The sequence below is a fragment of the Sporosarcina sp. P2 genome, from assembly GCF_002743255.1.
Taxonomy (GTDB): Bacteria; Bacillota; Bacilli; order Bacillales_A; family Planococcaceae; genus Sporosarcina.
Genome location: NZ_PDYY01000003.1, coordinates 100,930 through 115,586, shown reverse-complemented (window position 1 = coordinate 115,586; position 14,657 = coordinate 100,930). Strand labels below are relative to the sequence as shown.

The window sequence follows — 14,657 nt, the reverse complement described above, 5'->3', positions numbered from 1 at the left end:
GGGAATGGTGTTATATCCTGTCGTCAAAACCGTAATGAATGAAAAGAATAAAAAAGGAGCTTATTCAAGCGCCAAAGGGCGTAGGTAAAGCATAAACAAGACCAATGTCATATCATCATCTGACATTGGTCTTGATTTACTATAATGAAAAAGTAAAACTTACTTTGAAAATTAGAATTGTTTTTTTCTGTAAAAAGAGTATACTAAGTATGAGGATTTTTTTCTGACCTCTTTTTTCCTCAAATTGTTTGATCCCAAACAAAAAGCTCCGGGTACATTCATTACCTATGGAGGAGAATTTAACACATGCATTGGTACAACAAATTGAAAGAGTATTTTCCAATCGAAGAGATGAAGTCACAGGAACATATGGAGACATTACTGAATGATAAGGGGAATGTCTACCATAAGGAAGAAGGACCAAAACACGTATTGATGTACGTGGAAACGGAGGACTTCGTTTTCGTAGACTATCTTTTCGTATCTTCAGTAGCACGTGGTGAAGGATTAGGAAAAAAACTACTGGATTCGTTGAAAACCAAGAAAAAACCGATTTTACTGGAAGTTGAACCAGTAGACGAGTCCGAACCAGATACTGCGAAGCGACTGAAGTTCTATGCACGTGAAAAATTCACGCACGCACAGAAAATCGGCTATAACCGTCGTTCATTAGCTACTGGAGAACAAACCATCCTCGAAATTCTATACTGGGCACCCCCGCAATCATCACAAGCGGATGAACAAGATGTATTCAACGCGATGAAAACAACCTACGAAGAAATTCACACCTACAAAGACCAAGATTTCTATGGAGATTCATACGATTCCACTGACAAAGTTCTGCAATTTCAAACGAAACCAAAAAAGAATATTTTAGAACCCTTCACAACAGTGAGCGTGTGATGAAAATCCGGTCTTTCATAGACCGGATTTTTTGTATCTTGATACATAATATCTCATTAGTTGACTCCTCATCTAAATAATCACCTAATAGTTGATTGAATCAACAAGCATTTAACCTTACACTAAATGAAAGAGAAAGGTGTGAGGTTATGTTGCAAATTGGTACCGTGATTCTCCAGGAACGAAGGCGACTTCAAATTACCCAGGATACCTTAGCTTCTTATTGCCAAGTATCGAAGGCTTCGGTGTCAAAATGGGAAAAGGGATTAAGCTATCCCGATATCACGCTGTTGCCAAAAATTGCTTCGTATTTCGAATTGACCGTTGATGAACTACTTGGCTATGAACGACAACTTTCTAAAGAAATCATCCAACATCACTATTATGAATTCGCAACCCGTTTCGGTAAAGAATCTTTTGAGTCGGTATTTATTGATATAGAAGAAAAAGTTAAAGTGTACTTCCATGATCCTTCATTCCTGCTGCAGATGAGTATATTACTGCTCAATCATCATATGTTAAGTAGTGATAGTCCGTCTGTTTTACAGAAAACCAGTCGCTGGTTACAGCGAATTCGGCAAGTAAGTGAAGATGTATGGGTCTTGCGTCAAGCCAATTCCTTACAGGCTACTGTTTCTCTCATGCAGTCCCATCCTGAAACTACATTGGAGTTATTAGTCGGTGTAATCAAACCAAGTATTGGTGACGAAATCTTACTGGCAACTGCTCACGAACAACTTGGTGATCAAGAGGAAGCGATGCGCGTCATTCAAGTCATGATGTATCAAAACGTCATTCAACTAGTCGGCAGCAGTCCGCTCTATTTACGGCTTACCGCGTCCAATCCACAAATTTTTAATGAAACCATTCATCGGATGAATAGATTGATTGAGCTATATGACTTGCGTACACTTCATCCGAATATGTGTCTGCAATTTTATTTCAGCGTAGCGCAATGTGCTGCTCTTTCAGTTAATCGTGAGCTACTTTATCCGTATCTTAATAAGTACGTGGATGTATGTATTCATGATTTACTCCCCTTTTCGTTACGCGGGGACGAATACTTCAATTTATTGGATGATTGGTTAGAACAATTAGATTTGGGAACGAATGCATTGCGCAATACCGAGATTATTAAGCGGTCGATCATAGAATCAATGGACGCTGATTTCTTTGAATCATTTAGGCAAGATGATGAAATGCAAGAGTTACGACAACGATTACACTTTGGGCTGGAGGGGTGTTCATGAACAACGACACGGCTTTACTTATGGAGTATCTACCATTTTTACTTCCTCTTATCATTTTGCAACTAGGATTGGCTATTTTCTCGGCGATACATGTTATTCGTCATCCTCACTATCGCTTTGGCAATCAAGTCATGTGGCTGTTGATAGTTCTATTAATTCAATTTATCGGACCATTAATCTATTTCGTTTTTGGAAGAGGTGATGACAATAGTCGTGCAAATTAATGGTGTAACGAAGCGTTTCGGAGATCATGAAGTGCTTAAAGATATACATCTTCATATTCCCGAGCATACAGTTTTCGGATTTGTCGGTGCAAATGGTTCTGGCAAAACGACATTGATGAAATGCATGCTAGGGTTATTACCACTCAATGCAGGGTCCATTACCATTGCAGGTGAATCCGTAACATTTGGCGAAACAAAGTCCAATCAGTATGTCGGGTACTTGCCTGACGTTCCTGAATTTTATCCCTTCTATAACGCAACACAATACTTGGAGCTCTGCGCCGTTATTACGAATATGACGAAATCGGAACGACGGGGACGGATCCAGGAACTATTAGAACTAGTCGGATTAGCTGACACGACCTCATTCATTAGCACATATTCAAGGGGAATGAAACAGCGTTTAGGAATTGCTCAGGCACTGCTAAATCGTCCCAAATTGCTGATTTGTGACGAGCCTACTTCTGCTTTGGATCCAGCCGGTCGTGCACAGATTCTTTCCATTTTACAGCAAGCAAAGGCAGAGACAACTGTATTCTTTTCCACACATATCGTATCGGATGCAGAACAAATCTGCGATCACGTCGCGATGTTGCATGAAGGAACCATCATATTCCAGGATGAACTGACTAATCTAAAACAGCGAATAACAGGAGAATTTGTTTTTACTTTTACGATACCCGTAGCAGAAGCTCGTGATCGATTGCAAAATACCCCATTCGAAATGAAGATCGACAGTGATCAATTAGTTGTAAGTTTACCTGATGAAAGTAAGCAATTAGCTTTCATGCAAGAACTCACCACCCAGAAAATCCTGATACAGTCGATGCAACCCAAAACTCGTCTACTTGAGCAGCTCGTGTTGGAGGTGCTTGGATGAATCAATGGTTTGGCTTTTTGAAGAAGGAATGGTTTGAGAGTGTGAAGACGTATAAGTTATTGCTCGTTATCGTCATTTTTTCAATTTTAGGCATACTGAACCCGTTTACAGCGAAAATCACTCCGACTCTATTCGAACAATTCATGCCTGAAGGTACATTCGTTAATCTACCTGAACCTACCGCACTCGATTCGTGGCTACAGTTTTATAAAAACGTTCCGCAAATGGGGCTAATTGTGTTCATACTATTATTCAGTACCATGATGTCAAAGGAATTAGAAAAAGGTACGCTTGTTATTTTACTGACGAAAGGATTACATCGCAGTACCGTAATCACAGCTAAATTCTTTATGGCTCTTTGCTATTGGACACTGGCGATCGCACTGTCATTCACCATCACCTACGCTTATACGGCTTATTATTGGGATCAAAGTCAACTCCAACATCTGTTGTTTGCAGTCAGTTGCCTTTATGTATTCGGCATACTTTTACTGGCGGTTACGTTATGGGGGAATACCTTGTTCGCTACACCTTACGGAGGAACTCTAGTTACATTATTGGTCGTCATTGCATTCTTTATTGCAGCTATATTTCCCAAGTCCGCTTCTTGGAATCCCCTTGAATTACTGACGGCTACGACACAGCTATTAACCGGTGAACTAACACCTTCAGACTTATGGATTCCTTATATTATCACTTTGTTTGCCGCAATTTTAGTCGTGCTGCTAACTATGACACATTTTAAAAGAAAGCTACTTTGAAATCGTTGACAATGTCGCTACAAAAGTTGGTATATGACCAGGAAAAGTCTGTATCACGAAAATCAAAACTGCTTTCGGAACAGGGGCAAGACTCTCAGTTCAATTCGCACTGTCGATTACGTGATTGTAAAGAACTCGCTCTTCAATGGTGATAGAGTATTTTAATGAAGTTCAACCGGTTAGAGACTAGTCTCTAACCGGTTTTTATGTCGTACTATATTTATACTTAACGTAGAGGTCATTAAAGTATTTTTAAGAATTATATCCAAACGAAACTGCAAATACCCATGCAAATATTGATAAGGCAATGATGACTGCACAGATTATCGTTATGATTAAGGTTAGGCTTTTGGGCATGTCAGAACGATTTTTCCAAATAGCTATTAGTAAAAACAAGCTGGCCACTATAATGATTAAAAAAATAGAAAGAAGCATATAACGCTCTTTCATCACAAACCATACATCCATTGCATGTGCCCCTATCTAATAGATTTTAACTGAACAACCTGTTTCTTTGAATGCATAGGCGAAGATCCTTGATACCAAATAGTTTTTGTAACGGAATAGCGGTTGAAATCCTTTGATCTGCGCTGCAGCTGGAAGCACATGTGCCGCCGTCATCATTAAATAGTTGCTCACTATAATCAAAATCATTCGATTTGCTACGGAACCCTAAAAACAATTAGTCATTTAATTTAATCACTACATTACCGTACAATATAACATATTTCCACGACGGTCCGGTCCAGATCACACGGAAAGTCTCTTAAATTAACAAGCCTGCCAGTTGTACAGATTAGTTCTTCACCCACAACTTGACTTGTCCGATTAGGATTATCTATAAATTGCTCAGTTTAATTCCCTCCACTACTTTCGATCTAACTGGTAATCCTTCAATTTAACTGAGAATAAAAGAGAAAACGATTCGTATTCTTTTTGCTTTGGTATAGTATATAAAGACATTATATTATACAGAATCAATAATGTTGACATCTCTGCACAGTTATATAATAATGATTATGTAATTAGAATTATTATATTCTATAACTTAAGCATGTGACTGCATCAGTCATCAAAAACACTTTAGGAGGAATCATTCATGTCAATGATCGGAAAACAAATCGAAGAGTTTACAGCAAATGCGTACAACAGTGGTAATGGGGAATTCATCGAAGTAACCCAGGAAAACTTCAGAGGTAAATGGAGCGTAGTCTGCTTCTACCCGGCTGACTTTACATTTGTCTGCCCTACTGAACTTGAAGACCTTCAGAACCAATACGAAACATTGAAAGGCCTCGATACAGAAGTATATTCTGTTTCAACAGACACACACTTTACGCACAAAGCATGGCACGATCACTCAGATGCTATCAGCAGTTTGCGATACATCATGATCGGTGACCCATCACAGAAAATCTCCCGCATTTTCGATGTGCTGGACGAAGAAGCAGGTCTTGCACAGCGCGGTACGTTTATCATCGATCCGGATGGCGTCGTGCAGGCAGCGGAAATCAACGCAGACGGAATCGGTCGTGACGCAAGCGTTCTAGTCAATAAAATCAAAGCAGCACAATATGTCCGCAACAATCCGGGTGAAGTATGTCCGGCTAAATGGCAGGAAGGCAGCGAAACACTGAAGCCAAGCCTGGATCTTGTAGGGAAAATTTAAGGAGACGGTTCATATGTTAGATGCGAATATTAAAGCGCAGTTAGCCCAATATCTCGAGATGATGGAAAAGGAAGTCCAGCTGAAGATCAGCGTGGGCTCTGACAAAGTATCACAGGACATGCAGGAGCTAGTGGATGAACTAGCCTCCATGTCTTCCCTCATCAAAGTAGAGAAAGCAGAATTGGAAAGAACCCCAAGTTTCAGCGTCAACCGCCCTGGCGAAGATACCGGCATCGTGTTTGCCGGTATTCCGCTAGGCCATGAATTTACCTCACTCGTCCTAGCTTTGCTGCATGTGAGCGGCAGAGCGCCTAAAGTCGACGAACGGGTGATCGAGCAAGTGAAGAACATCGAAGGTGCGCATCATTTTGAATCCTATATCAGCCTGAGCTGTCAGAACTGTCCGGAAGTCGTACAGGCGCTGAACATCATGAGCGTACTGAATCCTGGTATTACGCACACGATGATCGACGGTGCAGCCTTTAAGGATGAAGTGGAAAACAAAAACATCATGGCGGTTCCGACCGTTTACTTAAACGGGGAACCATTCACAAGCGGCCGCAAAACAATCGAGGAAATCCTTGCGGAAATGGGAAGCGGCCCGGATGCATCCGACTTTGAAGACAAAGACCCATTCGACGTGCTCGTTGTTGGTGGCGGGCCTGCAGGCGCAAGCGCAGCGATCTACGCTGCCCGCAAAGGGATCCGCACAGGCATCATCGCTGATCGTTTCGGTGGCCAGATTCTGGATACAGCAGCGATTGAGAACTTCATCAGCGTCAATCGCACAGAAGGACCGAAACTTGCGGCGAGCCTTGAAGAACACGTGAAAGAATACGATATCGATATCATGAACCTGCAGACAGCAAAACGTCTGAAAAAAAAGGATCTCATTGAAATCGAACTGGAAAATGGTGCAGTTCTTAAGAGCAAGACCGTTATCCTATCGACGGGAGCACGCTGGCGCAACATTGGTGTGCCGGGCGAAGCGGAATTCCGCAACAAAGGCGTTGCCTACTGCCCGCACTGCGACGGCCCTTTGTTTGAAGGCAAGGACGTGGCAGTAGTTGGCGGTGGAAACTCCGGTATCGAAGCGGCGATCGACCTGGCAGGCATCGCAAATCATGTCACCGTGCTCGAATTCGCACCAGAACTCAAAGCGGACGCGGTCTTGCAGGAACGCCTGAACAGCCTGCCGAACGCGACGGTATTGACGAATGTCCAGACGAAGGAAATCACCGGCACCGATAAAGTCGACGGTGTCACGTATACAAACCGTGATTCCGGCGAGGAGCATCGCATCGAACTGGATGGCGTATTCATCCAAATCGGACTCGTGCCGAACACGGATTGGCTCGGTGATTCGGTCGAACGCAACCGCTTCGGCGAGATTGTGATCGATAAAAAAGGTGCGACGAACGTACCCGGTGTATTTGCGGCGGGCGACTGCGCGGACGAGCCATACAAGCAGATCATCATCTCCATGGGCTCCGGCGCCACCGCTTCCCTCAGCGCGTTCGATTATCTTGTACGCAGTAAAGTGGAAGTCTAATAATGAAAAGATGCAGGAAGGCTATACGCCCTTCTGCATCTTTTTTTGCATTTTGCTCTTACTATTCCACTGCAAGTCGGAATTTGTTCTCAAATAGACTTGCCATTAAGGCACCAATCGTTAAGTTCATTACCATATTGGCAACAGCCGGTACGGCCGCGAGTGATCCGAAGTGCTCCATCGCAAGTGTTGCAGCGAGGGCGGTGTTGCAAATACCTGTATGGAATAAAATCGCGCGGGCGTTGCGCTCGGGTAGGCCTAGCCATCTGGAGATGAAGTAGCCTGCGCCCATTGGGATGCTAACTTGTAATGTGACTGCTACGAATACAAGCGGTAGCACAGACAAGTTCTCAGATAGTGCTTGCTGGGCATTGGAGATGACCGATAGGATGACCAGAAATAGCGCGAGTTGGGACAAGACACTGGTATATGGTTTAAACTTCTCCACTTGTTGTTGAAACTTCCACTGGATTAGTAAACCGCTAATCAAAGGAAAGAACACGATATACATAATGTTAAGAAATAAAGGCCAGAATGCAATAGGGATAAAACGTCCTGCAAATGTCTGCAATAACACCGGTGTCAACACAGGAGAAATGAATGTATCAAGCGTTGCCATCGTAATACTGAGCGCAACTTCTCCTCCCGCAATAAACGTATAAATATTTGCAGATGTTCCGCTTGGTACCGTCCCCGCCAAAATAATGCCGGTCGCAATCTCTGCTTGATTGCCGAAAAATATATAGGCAATTCCTATTGATACTCCGACCATGATCGTCCATTTCAGCAAGATGCCAAGTAAAGCATATTTCGGGTTTTTGATGACGTTGAGCAGTTTCTCCGACGAAAGCGATAAGCCCATCAGAAAGAAGATCGTTCCTAACCCAAACCCCGTCAGTTGCCGGATTGAAATGAACGCATCCGGAATAACGTAGGCAATGATGGATAAGAGTACGATCCAAAGTGGTAAGTACTTTGAAATGATTTTTGATATGGTTTGTATGGTTTTCATGTAGTTCTCCTCCTTACGAGGAAGTCCGTCTATGTTTTTTGTTATGAGCGGTTAACGCATTCAATAGAGCACTCAAGCCGCTACTATAAGCGCTTTCTTTGAACCTTTGAGCGCATTATCATACGTCATCAATATAGCAGAGACCGAGTTCATTGCCCCTCTTTTTGTACTTTATTCAACTTTTCTCTAGTTCTAACTAAGAAATATGCGTTGATCCAAGATGCTATTGGTATAACTAGCGCTATACCAAGCCCCGCACAAAGTATCAAAATCATTTCTGAACTGAATATCTTTGAATTGACAATATCTCCAATAGAGTAGTGTAAATCCTTGAACCAAATGAGCAATGCCAAATATCCTCCAAAGAAAGCGAAGAACAATGTATTCGTATCGGTTCCTAAAATATCTCGTCCTATACTCACGCCAGACTTAAATAACTCCTTCTTACTTAAGTTTCTACTATGCTTAAATACTTCATGCATAGTAGAAGCAATCGATATAGCGACGTCCATGATCGCTCCAATTGTACTCATAATAATGACGGAAGCACCTATTTTTACAAAGTCTACACCAATATAGAGAGACATACCTGCGATTGCTTCTTCTTCCTCTTCACCAAATCCTTGGATCATAAGCTTTTTGGATACTAAAACTATGAAAAATAATAATATACTAATGGTAATCATCGTTGAGATGAATGCTAGTACCGTTTTACTGTTTACCTCATTAATATAAAACAGACTGATGCACCCAATAACTATGCAGGCAATAAATGTAATGACAATAGGATTCGCATTTGAATCCAACATAAAAAACATCGTAAAAAAGACCACGCCAAAGTTAAAAAATAGCGAAATAAATGATCTAGCTCCACTTCTCCCGCCAACCCAGATCATCAATACGAGTAAAATAACCGCTAGCCATACTAGTACATTCAAATTCTCGCCCTCTTTCGTTCAATAAAGAAGATCGCTGTATAAAGTCCTATAGGGATAGTTAAGACGATTCCAATCCCACCGGCTAATGCACGTGCTAATTCCAACGATAAATTCATCGAGAGTGCAAATCCTACGGGTGAAGCGTTTTTTAAATAAAGGATTAGCATGGGGATAGATCCACTTATATAAGCAAAAAATAGAATGCTTGTAATGGTTCCCATAATGTCTTTGCCGATATCTATGCCAGATGCCTTCAGCGCTTTAACGGATATAGTATGATCTCTTTCATATAATGCAAACATCGAAGACGACATCGTAATGGCCACATCCATGATGGCTCCAAGCGATCCGATAAACAACCCCGCCATGAAGATCGTGTGATAAGGACGCGTCAAAAACTGCATTTCCTCATAACGCAGCCCATTCCCTGAAGTGATCCAGATGACAAGGGACGTAATGGAAAGTGACACTGCCGTTGCGACTAACGTAGCCACAATGGCGGCATATGTTTTTTCATTTCGGCCACTGACTAGCAGGAGCGAAATGGTTGTGAATAACAAGATACATATCCCGCAAACCACAAGTAAACTGACCTCATAGAATTTCACATAAATATCTAAAGCGAATGATAGTACCATGACGTTAATCACAAAGCCTACTATTGCCAATAGTCCTTGCTTATGCCCGACAATTAGCAGTGTAAATACGAAGATCCATGCAACGATCAATACGTATTTATCACGTTTTACGTCTGTTATACTCCCCGCTAGTTCTTCTACCTTAGAATCAATGGAGACGAAAACTTCATTTCCTATATGGTACTGTTGATCGTACGCCCCCGAGGATGAATACTCATTTACCAACTGGATTTCCCGACCTTTTTCTTCCCCATTCATGATCTTAGCTATGATGTGTTGGACAAATAGCGTATCTTCATTGCCATGCATGTCTGTTACATCCGTTTCTTCCTCTATTGTTGTATGGATTACCTTGGCGATCGGTCGATCATAAAATGAATAATTATGATTTACAAAAGCAATGGAAATGGTACAGCAAAATGCTAACAGAAAAAATAAGATCCACTGCAATGTTGTGATGTTTCTGATTCTATTCAAAATAATCCTCCTGACACTCCTAGGATGAGTCACAGATTAATCCTACCATGAATAAGACGTAGATTTAAAAAAAATATCTCTATTACTCCCAATAAGAAAAGCTCCGATTCCATTATAGGAAGAGAAGCGAATGTACCCATTTCCTTGACAGAAAACTGTTCTAGTAAATCCAGCATCTCCAAAACCACCACTTGATGGTAGAGTGTGACATCAATTCCTAGGAGTGTCCCACTTTCAATAAATCTTCTATCTTTTTTCGATCCCGTCAGCCAGTCAAAATCAAAAAACTCTACAACACGGACTTTTTCATCCAGTGGCTTTCGTTTTAAGGAATCTTGGTTAAACAGTTCCGCTACGCGCAAAATTAGCTGAGCCTATAGAAGGGATTCAGGTAAGTCGGACTTCAGGAATTCCACCACTCCATGCTTTCATGAGCAGCTGCAACAGTTCTGCTGTTTCAATGGTAGAAGATTTCTCCAACGTAACAGAACCTCCTTGATCGGTATGGCGCTGTTCTGCAATTACCCGATCGATCATTGCGGTTTGCTGGTGTTTTGTCGCCTCGTTGATCGATCGATGCATAACTGTGGCTGCTTTGCGCAAAGGTGTTTGCATTCCGCTTTCACAGGATGCTACGTTCAAGTAGTGGTTTATTTCTCTCGCTACTTCTTCAATAAACTGAAGAGCCTTCTCTGAATGCAAATCAATTTTCTGGTTAGCTATAGCGATTTCCCACCCCGCCACTTCAACCCGTAATGCATGTCCCCATAAACTCTCAATGCCGTTCAGCAAAGGTACAAGTATGGTACATGTACGTGCCAGCTCCGTCGCCTGCATTACATTCGGCAATTGAATATATGAGGATAATGCTGCTTTTTCTTGTCTTTCTTTATTGTAAAAATGCACTATAATACCTTCACTTTCAAGCAGCTGTTTCATCAAACCGATAGCTGAGATTTCTTTATAGTCAATAGTAAGACCGTCAGTGGCATGAAGAAATCTTTCCCTATTGAAGTGGCTAAGCGAACATCCAAAAACGCGTTCTACTTGTTCAGCTTCAAATATACTCCAAGAGCCGCACGCTTGTACTTGTTCCATAAAATAATCGGGTATACATATATGCTTTTCTTTTATCTCGCTTGATAAAAATGATGTGATTCCATTGTCGGAAATATCCATAGTATATTGTTGGACTCTTGTCTTTCCCTGATAGAATGCTTTATCGAAGAACGACATCACTTCAGCTGGTAACGTCACATAGCCATGGCTCAGTATCCAATATGCTTCCTGTACTTTCCGCAGACGCTGAACAGTTTCATGTTGCATGGCGGCCATTGCTATGAGCATCAATCTCTCCTGAGGCAGACCTATCTGTTTATCACAATAATTGGATGTTACAAACTCATTCATATATGGTTGCAACAGTGCAGAAGGGATCAATTTGTCACGTTCAGCAACAACCTGTAAGCCAAGCCATTTGATTTCGGTTACTGAATAATCATAGATCCATCGATCGTATAACCCATCCTGTAACAGTTTCTTTACTACTTGATGAAATTCCGAATACGCAGGCCTTCCACGCTGTTTTTCTACTTGTTTATACAATAACTGCAATAGTGCCCGTTCGGTTATCTTTTCCACTACTCTCATGTCCCGGTCTCCTTTCGTAAACAACAAAAAAACAATCATTCCGCCTCTTCGGCAAAATGATTGCAATAGTTGTGAATGAGGAAACAAAGTCAGGCAGCTTTAATATACTACACACAAAATGCATAGACGTAGATACCTTTTTTGCTTCCACTCCTCAACCCCCGAAGAAAGTGTCGCTTTTACGATACGTGGCAGGTCTCCTGGCTTCACTTCATCCTTCCGCAAGTGCCTTCCCATGTCTCCATAGTGGCTAATTCTAGCGGTCGTCCGTGTATACAGTTGCGGGGACAGCTCCGGTTGACGGATTCCCTTTTATACCTTGATAGGTACCAGCGCATCGTGCAAACTCATTTATTTTATTGCTATCATTTTATCATGGATAACATAGTGGGTGGTAGCGTTTGTATGCATCAGAAGAATCATGAGATAACTAAATAGGGTGCCTATGCAAAAAACATTGTGAGTACGTCCACAATCGTTTTGTGCTAGGCACCCCGTCGTGTAGAGTGTTCTTCATTACTTACATTAGTTGTTGTTCGCATAGACAACCGCAATCCGCCAATCCTTGAACATATGCCTCTTGCCATGTGATTCCATGGATGAAACCATTCTCCGAGTAACCTGTGATCAAATAGAATGTTTCGTTCTGCTCGGGTAGTGATGAATTGTTCTGATAGTCGTTGTTTTTCATAAGAATTACCTCCTGGATTTTGTATTTTTCGTAGTATATGCCTTGCCGGGGAATAAAAGAACGTTTTTTCGGCATTTAATGATAATCGGCCATTTGACAGCGCTTACATTACGAAGTCAAAAGGAAGAAATTCTTTATATATATCCCCGAGTAAATATACTACAGACATACTTTATAATTCAGTGAATTCTGTTTATTGTACCACCCCAATAAATAATTGTAAATATAAAAGTTGTAATTCCCTGTTAACATTTGTAGATTTTCGAGAAAAACCTATGACTTCTCTATCATTTAATGACTAAAACACGACCTTATAACTTTTTACACAAAAAAATCTCCCTAAGTCCTCTGTACGACTTAGAGAGATCCGTAGTGATTAGGACATTTGCTTTTCGCAAATATCGATGACTGCTCTGACAGAGTCAGCTGACTTGTCGAGTGCTATTTGTTCTTCCTTTGTTAACGGAAGTTCAATCACACTCTCGATACCATTGCCTCCCAGAACAGTGGGTACGCCTAAATAAATGTTTTGATATCCATACTCGCCCTCTAAATAAGCAATGGACGGCATAATTCGTTTCTTATCTTTAATAATTGCTTCAGCCATCTCAACCAAAGCCGCTGCCGGTGCGTAATAAGCGCTACCGTTACCTAGTAGTGAGACGATCTCACCACCGCCTTTTCGAGTGCGCTCCACAATTGCTTCTAGCCGTTCGTTCGAGATAATCTTATCCAATGGAATGCCGCCGGCGTACGAATAACGTACAAGTGGAACCATATCATCTCCGTGTCCACCAAGTACAAAGCCCGAAATATCCTCTACGGATATATTTAGTTCTTCCGAGATGAACGTAGTGAAACGCGCAGTATCAAGCACGCCTGATTGTCCAATTACGCGGTTTTTAGGAAAGCCAGTTGTTTTATAACATACATATGTCATCGCATCAACTGGATTACTTAAAATCAGCACGGTACTGTCTGGCGCGTAACGTTTCACTTGTTCGGAAACAGAACGCATAATCTTTGCATTGGTTGCAACTAAATCATCTCGACTCATACCTGGTTTACGTGCAACACCTGCTGTAATGATAACCATTGCGGCGCCTTCAATATCCTCGTAATTGGATGTACCTGTAATACGGGAATTAAATTGTTGTACAGGACTCGTCTGAAGAAGATCCAGTGCTTTCCCTTTAGTCGGATTGGAAAGATCCGGGATATCAACCAAGACAATGTCACCTAATTCTTTCTGTGCAGCCATCAATGCAGCCGTAGAGCCCGTGTGACCAGCTCCGATGACTGCAATTTTATGTCGTTTGAAAGCCATGAAAAACACTCCTTTATATAGACTTCAATATGAGGAATGCACTTATAGCACACCTATTCCTCAGTCTTTCTTCGGTGCCTTCTTCGCTTCTGCCAGTTTCTTAACTTGCGGAATTTCTGGAGTAGTCGACACTAGGGGTTTCACCATGCCATACACTGAATCATCGGGACGCGGTATAACATGCGCACCTAGTAATTCACCTACACGCGCTGCTGCGTCGCGACCTGCGTCAACAGCTGCCTGAACTGCTCCAACATCACCTTGAACGATGACCGTAACAATTCCACCATCGACCATCTCCTGTGATACCAACTCCACGTTGGATGCTTTCACCATTGCGTCTGCTGCCTCAATTGATCCAATCAATCCTTTTGTCTCAATCATTCCGATCGCTTGACTCATGTATATCACCTCTTTTCACTTCTGTGGAATCGATAATACCAATAATGACCGCGTCGATTGGGATCGGGTTTTCTTTCGGTAAAATAAAGCGTGAAGAACCGCCACTCGTAATGAGTACCTCGTCACCAACCCCTGCTCCAATCCGATCTGCCGCGACCATATGCGACTGTATACTATTGCCGTATGCATCAATCGGCTGGATGATTAACAGTTTAAGCCCTGCTAATCCATCCTCTTTACGGGTTGCCCATACGTTACCAATCACTCTACCCATTCGCATGCG

18 protein-coding genes, 1 pseudogene and 1 riboswitch are annotated in these 14,657 nt (G+C 42.0%); of the genes and pseudogenes, 8 read left to right on the top strand and 11 right to left on the bottom strand.

Translation table 11 applies throughout. The annotated features are described in order from the left end of the window. Positions 1-306 precede the first annotated feature (306 nt). The 6 genes and pseudogenes from CSV67_RS04585 to CSV67_RS17110 all read left to right on the top strand — a co-directional run. On the top strand, positions 307-903 hold the full coding sequence (locus CSV67_RS04585) for an N-acetyltransferase (protein WP_099630453.1): 597 nt from the start codon (positions 307-309) through the stop codon (positions 901-903). Between the two features lie 149 nt (positions 904-1,052). Then, complete coding sequence (locus CSV67_RS04580) at positions 1,053-2,153, top strand: helix-turn-helix domain-containing protein (RefSeq protein ID WP_099630452.1); 1,101 nt, start codon at positions 1,053-1,055, stop codon at positions 2,151-2,153. Then, a complete protein-coding gene (locus CSV67_RS04575) occupies positions 2,150-2,377 on the top strand; it encodes a PLD nuclease N-terminal domain-containing protein (RefSeq protein ID WP_099630451.1) in 228 nt (75 codons plus the stop codon). Before CSV67_RS04580 ends, CSV67_RS04575 begins: the two co-directional genes overlap by 4 nt. Next, entirely contained in the window at positions 2,355-3,257 is a 903-nt protein-coding gene (locus CSV67_RS04570) for an ABC transporter ATP-binding protein (RefSeq protein WP_233189506.1), read from the top strand. The genes CSV67_RS04575 and CSV67_RS04570 overlap by 23 nt, the downstream gene beginning before the upstream one ends. Next, the gene (locus CSV67_RS04565) at positions 3,254-4,018 is read left to right on the top strand and encodes an ABC transporter permease (RefSeq protein ID WP_099630450.1); all 765 of its coding nucleotides are present in this window, start codon (positions 3,254-3,256) and stop codon (positions 4,016-4,018) included. The genes CSV67_RS04570 and CSV67_RS04565 overlap by 4 nt, the downstream gene beginning before the upstream one ends. 16 nt (positions 4,019-4,034) lie before the next feature. Further along, positions 4,035-4,103: pseudogene (locus CSV67_RS17110) on the top strand (hypothetical protein); the annotation flags it as partial. A gap of 167 nt (positions 4,104-4,270) precedes the next feature. On the opposite strand, the gene CSV67_RS04560 reads toward CSV67_RS17110, so the two are convergent. Beyond that, positions 4,271-4,486 carry a hypothetical protein gene (locus tag CSV67_RS04560; RefSeq protein WP_099630449.1) on the bottom strand — a complete coding sequence of 72 codons (216 nt, stop codon included), beginning with the start codon at positions 4,484-4,486 and terminating at the stop codon, positions 4,271-4,273. A 15-nt stretch (positions 4,487-4,501) separates the two neighbouring features. Further along, positions 4,502-4,657, bottom strand: coding sequence for a hypothetical protein (locus CSV67_RS16645; RefSeq protein ID WP_158232884.1), 156 nt, complete (start codon positions 4,655-4,657; stop codon positions 4,502-4,504). A 460-nt stretch (positions 4,658-5,117) separates the two neighbouring features. Here CSV67_RS16645 and ahpC point away from each other — a divergent pair, with 460 nt between their 5' ends. Both ahpC and ahpF read left to right on the top strand, forming a co-directional pair. After that, positions 5,118-5,687 carry an alkyl hydroperoxide reductase subunit C gene (ahpC, locus tag CSV67_RS04555; protein WP_099630448.1) on the top strand — a complete coding sequence of 190 codons (570 nt, stop codon included), beginning with the start codon at positions 5,118-5,120 and terminating at the stop codon, positions 5,685-5,687. 13 nt (positions 5,688-5,700) lie between these two features. Then, on the top strand, positions 5,701-7,239 hold the full coding sequence (gene ahpF, locus CSV67_RS04550) for an alkyl hydroperoxide reductase subunit F (RefSeq protein WP_099630447.1): 1,539 nt from the start codon (positions 5,701-5,703) through the stop codon (positions 7,237-7,239). Positions 7,240-7,300: 61 nt separating this feature from the next. Here ahpF and CSV67_RS04545 read toward each other — a convergent pair whose 3' ends face one another. The 9 genes from CSV67_RS04545 to CSV67_RS04510 all read right to left on the bottom strand — a co-directional run bounded on the left by CSV67_RS04545 (position 7,301) and on the right by CSV67_RS04510 (position 14,654). Further along, complete coding sequence (locus tag CSV67_RS04545; RefSeq protein ID WP_099630446.1) at positions 7,301-8,251, bottom strand: bile acid:sodium symporter family protein; 951 nt, start codon at positions 8,249-8,251, stop codon at positions 7,301-7,303. A gap of 149 nt (positions 8,252-8,400) precedes the next feature. Next, on the bottom strand, positions 8,401-9,189 hold the full coding sequence (locus CSV67_RS04540; RefSeq protein WP_099630445.1) for a YibE/F family protein: 789 nt from the start codon (positions 9,187-9,189) through the stop codon (positions 8,401-8,403). Beyond that, complete coding sequence (locus tag CSV67_RS04535) at positions 9,186-10,307, bottom strand: YibE/F family protein (protein ID WP_369803141.1); 1,122 nt, start codon at positions 10,305-10,307, stop codon at positions 9,186-9,188. The genes CSV67_RS04540 and CSV67_RS04535 overlap by 4 nt, the downstream gene beginning before the upstream one ends. A gap of 26 nt (positions 10,308-10,333) precedes the next feature. Further along, positions 10,334-10,666 (bottom strand): hypothetical protein, encoded by a 333-nt coding sequence (locus CSV67_RS04530; protein ID WP_099630443.1) that lies wholly within the window; start codon positions 10,664-10,666, stop codon positions 10,334-10,336. A 25-nt stretch (positions 10,667-10,691) separates the two neighbouring features. Next, positions 10,692-11,954: a hypothetical protein gene (locus CSV67_RS04525; RefSeq protein ID WP_099630442.1), complete on the bottom strand. Its 1,263-nt coding sequence runs from the start codon at positions 11,952-11,954 to the stop codon at positions 10,692-10,694. A 173-nt stretch (positions 11,955-12,127) separates the two neighbouring features. Further along, positions 12,128-12,304: riboswitch (cobalamin riboswitch) on the bottom strand. Between the two features lie 170 nt (positions 12,305-12,474). After that, complete coding sequence (locus tag CSV67_RS16640) at positions 12,475-12,645, bottom strand: hypothetical protein (protein ID WP_157111241.1); 171 nt, start codon at positions 12,643-12,645, stop codon at positions 12,475-12,477. Between the two features lie 376 nt (positions 12,646-13,021). Next, a complete protein-coding gene (mdh, locus tag CSV67_RS04520) occupies positions 13,022-13,972 on the bottom strand; it encodes a malate dehydrogenase (protein ID WP_099630441.1) in 951 nt (316 codons plus the stop codon). A 60-nt stretch (positions 13,973-14,032) separates the two neighbouring features. Continuing rightward, a complete protein-coding gene (locus CSV67_RS04515; protein WP_099630440.1) occupies positions 14,033-14,374 on the bottom strand; it encodes a BMC domain-containing protein in 342 nt (113 codons plus the stop codon). After that, positions 14,349-14,654: a EutN/CcmL family microcompartment protein gene (locus CSV67_RS04510; protein WP_099630439.1), complete on the bottom strand. Its 306-nt coding sequence runs from the start codon at positions 14,652-14,654 to the stop codon at positions 14,349-14,351. Before CSV67_RS04510 ends, CSV67_RS04515 begins: the two co-directional genes overlap by 26 nt. Between the last annotated feature and the right edge of the window lie 3 nt (positions 14,655-14,657).

What these genes read in the sequence shown, in the direction of transcription:
- CSV67_RS16640 (WP_157111241.1), bottom strand. Translation starts at nt 12,645, where the DNA reads ATGAAAAACAACGACTATCAGAACAATTCATCACTACCCGAGCAGAAC.
- CSV67_RS04525 (WP_099630442.1), bottom strand. Translation starts at nt 11,954, where the DNA reads ATGAGAGTAGTGGAAAAGATAACCGAACGGGCACTATTGCAGTTATTG.
- CSV67_RS04510 (WP_099630439.1), bottom strand. Translation starts at nt 14,654, where the DNA reads ATGCGAATGGGTAGAGTGATTGGTAACGTATGGGCAACCCGTAAAGAG.
- ahpF (WP_099630447.1), top strand. Translation starts at nt 5,701, where the DNA reads ATGTTAGATGCGAATATTAAAGCGCAGTTAGCCCAATATCTCGAGATG.
- CSV67_RS04580 (WP_099630452.1), top strand. Translation starts at nt 1,053, where the DNA reads ATGTTGCAAATTGGTACCGTGATTCTCCAGGAACGAAGGCGACTTCAA.
- ahpC (WP_099630448.1), top strand. Translation starts at nt 5,118, where the DNA reads ATGTCAATGATCGGAAAACAAATCGAAGAGTTTACAGCAAATGCGTAC.
- CSV67_RS04560 (WP_099630449.1), bottom strand. Translation starts at nt 4,486, where the DNA reads ATGGATGTATGGTTTGTGATGAAAGAGCGTTATATGCTTCTTTCTATT.
- CSV67_RS04515 (WP_099630440.1), bottom strand. Translation starts at nt 14,374, where the DNA reads ATGAGTCAAGCGATCGGAATGATTGAGACAAAAGGATTGATTGGATCA.
- mdh (WP_099630441.1), bottom strand. Translation starts at nt 13,972, where the DNA reads ATGGCTTTCAAACGACATAAAATTGCAGTCATCGGAGCTGGTCACACG.
- CSV67_RS04545 (WP_099630446.1), bottom strand. Translation starts at nt 8,251, where the DNA reads ATGAAAACCATACAAACCATATCAAAAATCATTTCAAAGTACTTACCA.
- CSV67_RS04585 (WP_099630453.1), top strand. Translation starts at nt 307, where the DNA reads ATGCATTGGTACAACAAATTGAAAGAGTATTTTCCAATCGAAGAGATG.
- CSV67_RS04565 (WP_099630450.1), top strand. Translation starts at nt 3,254, where the DNA reads ATGAATCAATGGTTTGGCTTTTTGAAGAAGGAATGGTTTGAGAGTGTG.
- CSV67_RS04575 (WP_099630451.1), top strand. Translation starts at nt 2,150, where the DNA reads ATGAACAACGACACGGCTTTACTTATGGAGTATCTACCATTTTTACTT.
- CSV67_RS04570 (WP_233189506.1), top strand. Translation starts at nt 2,355, where the DNA reads ATGACAATAGTCGTGCAAATTAATGGTGTAACGAAGCGTTTCGGAGAT.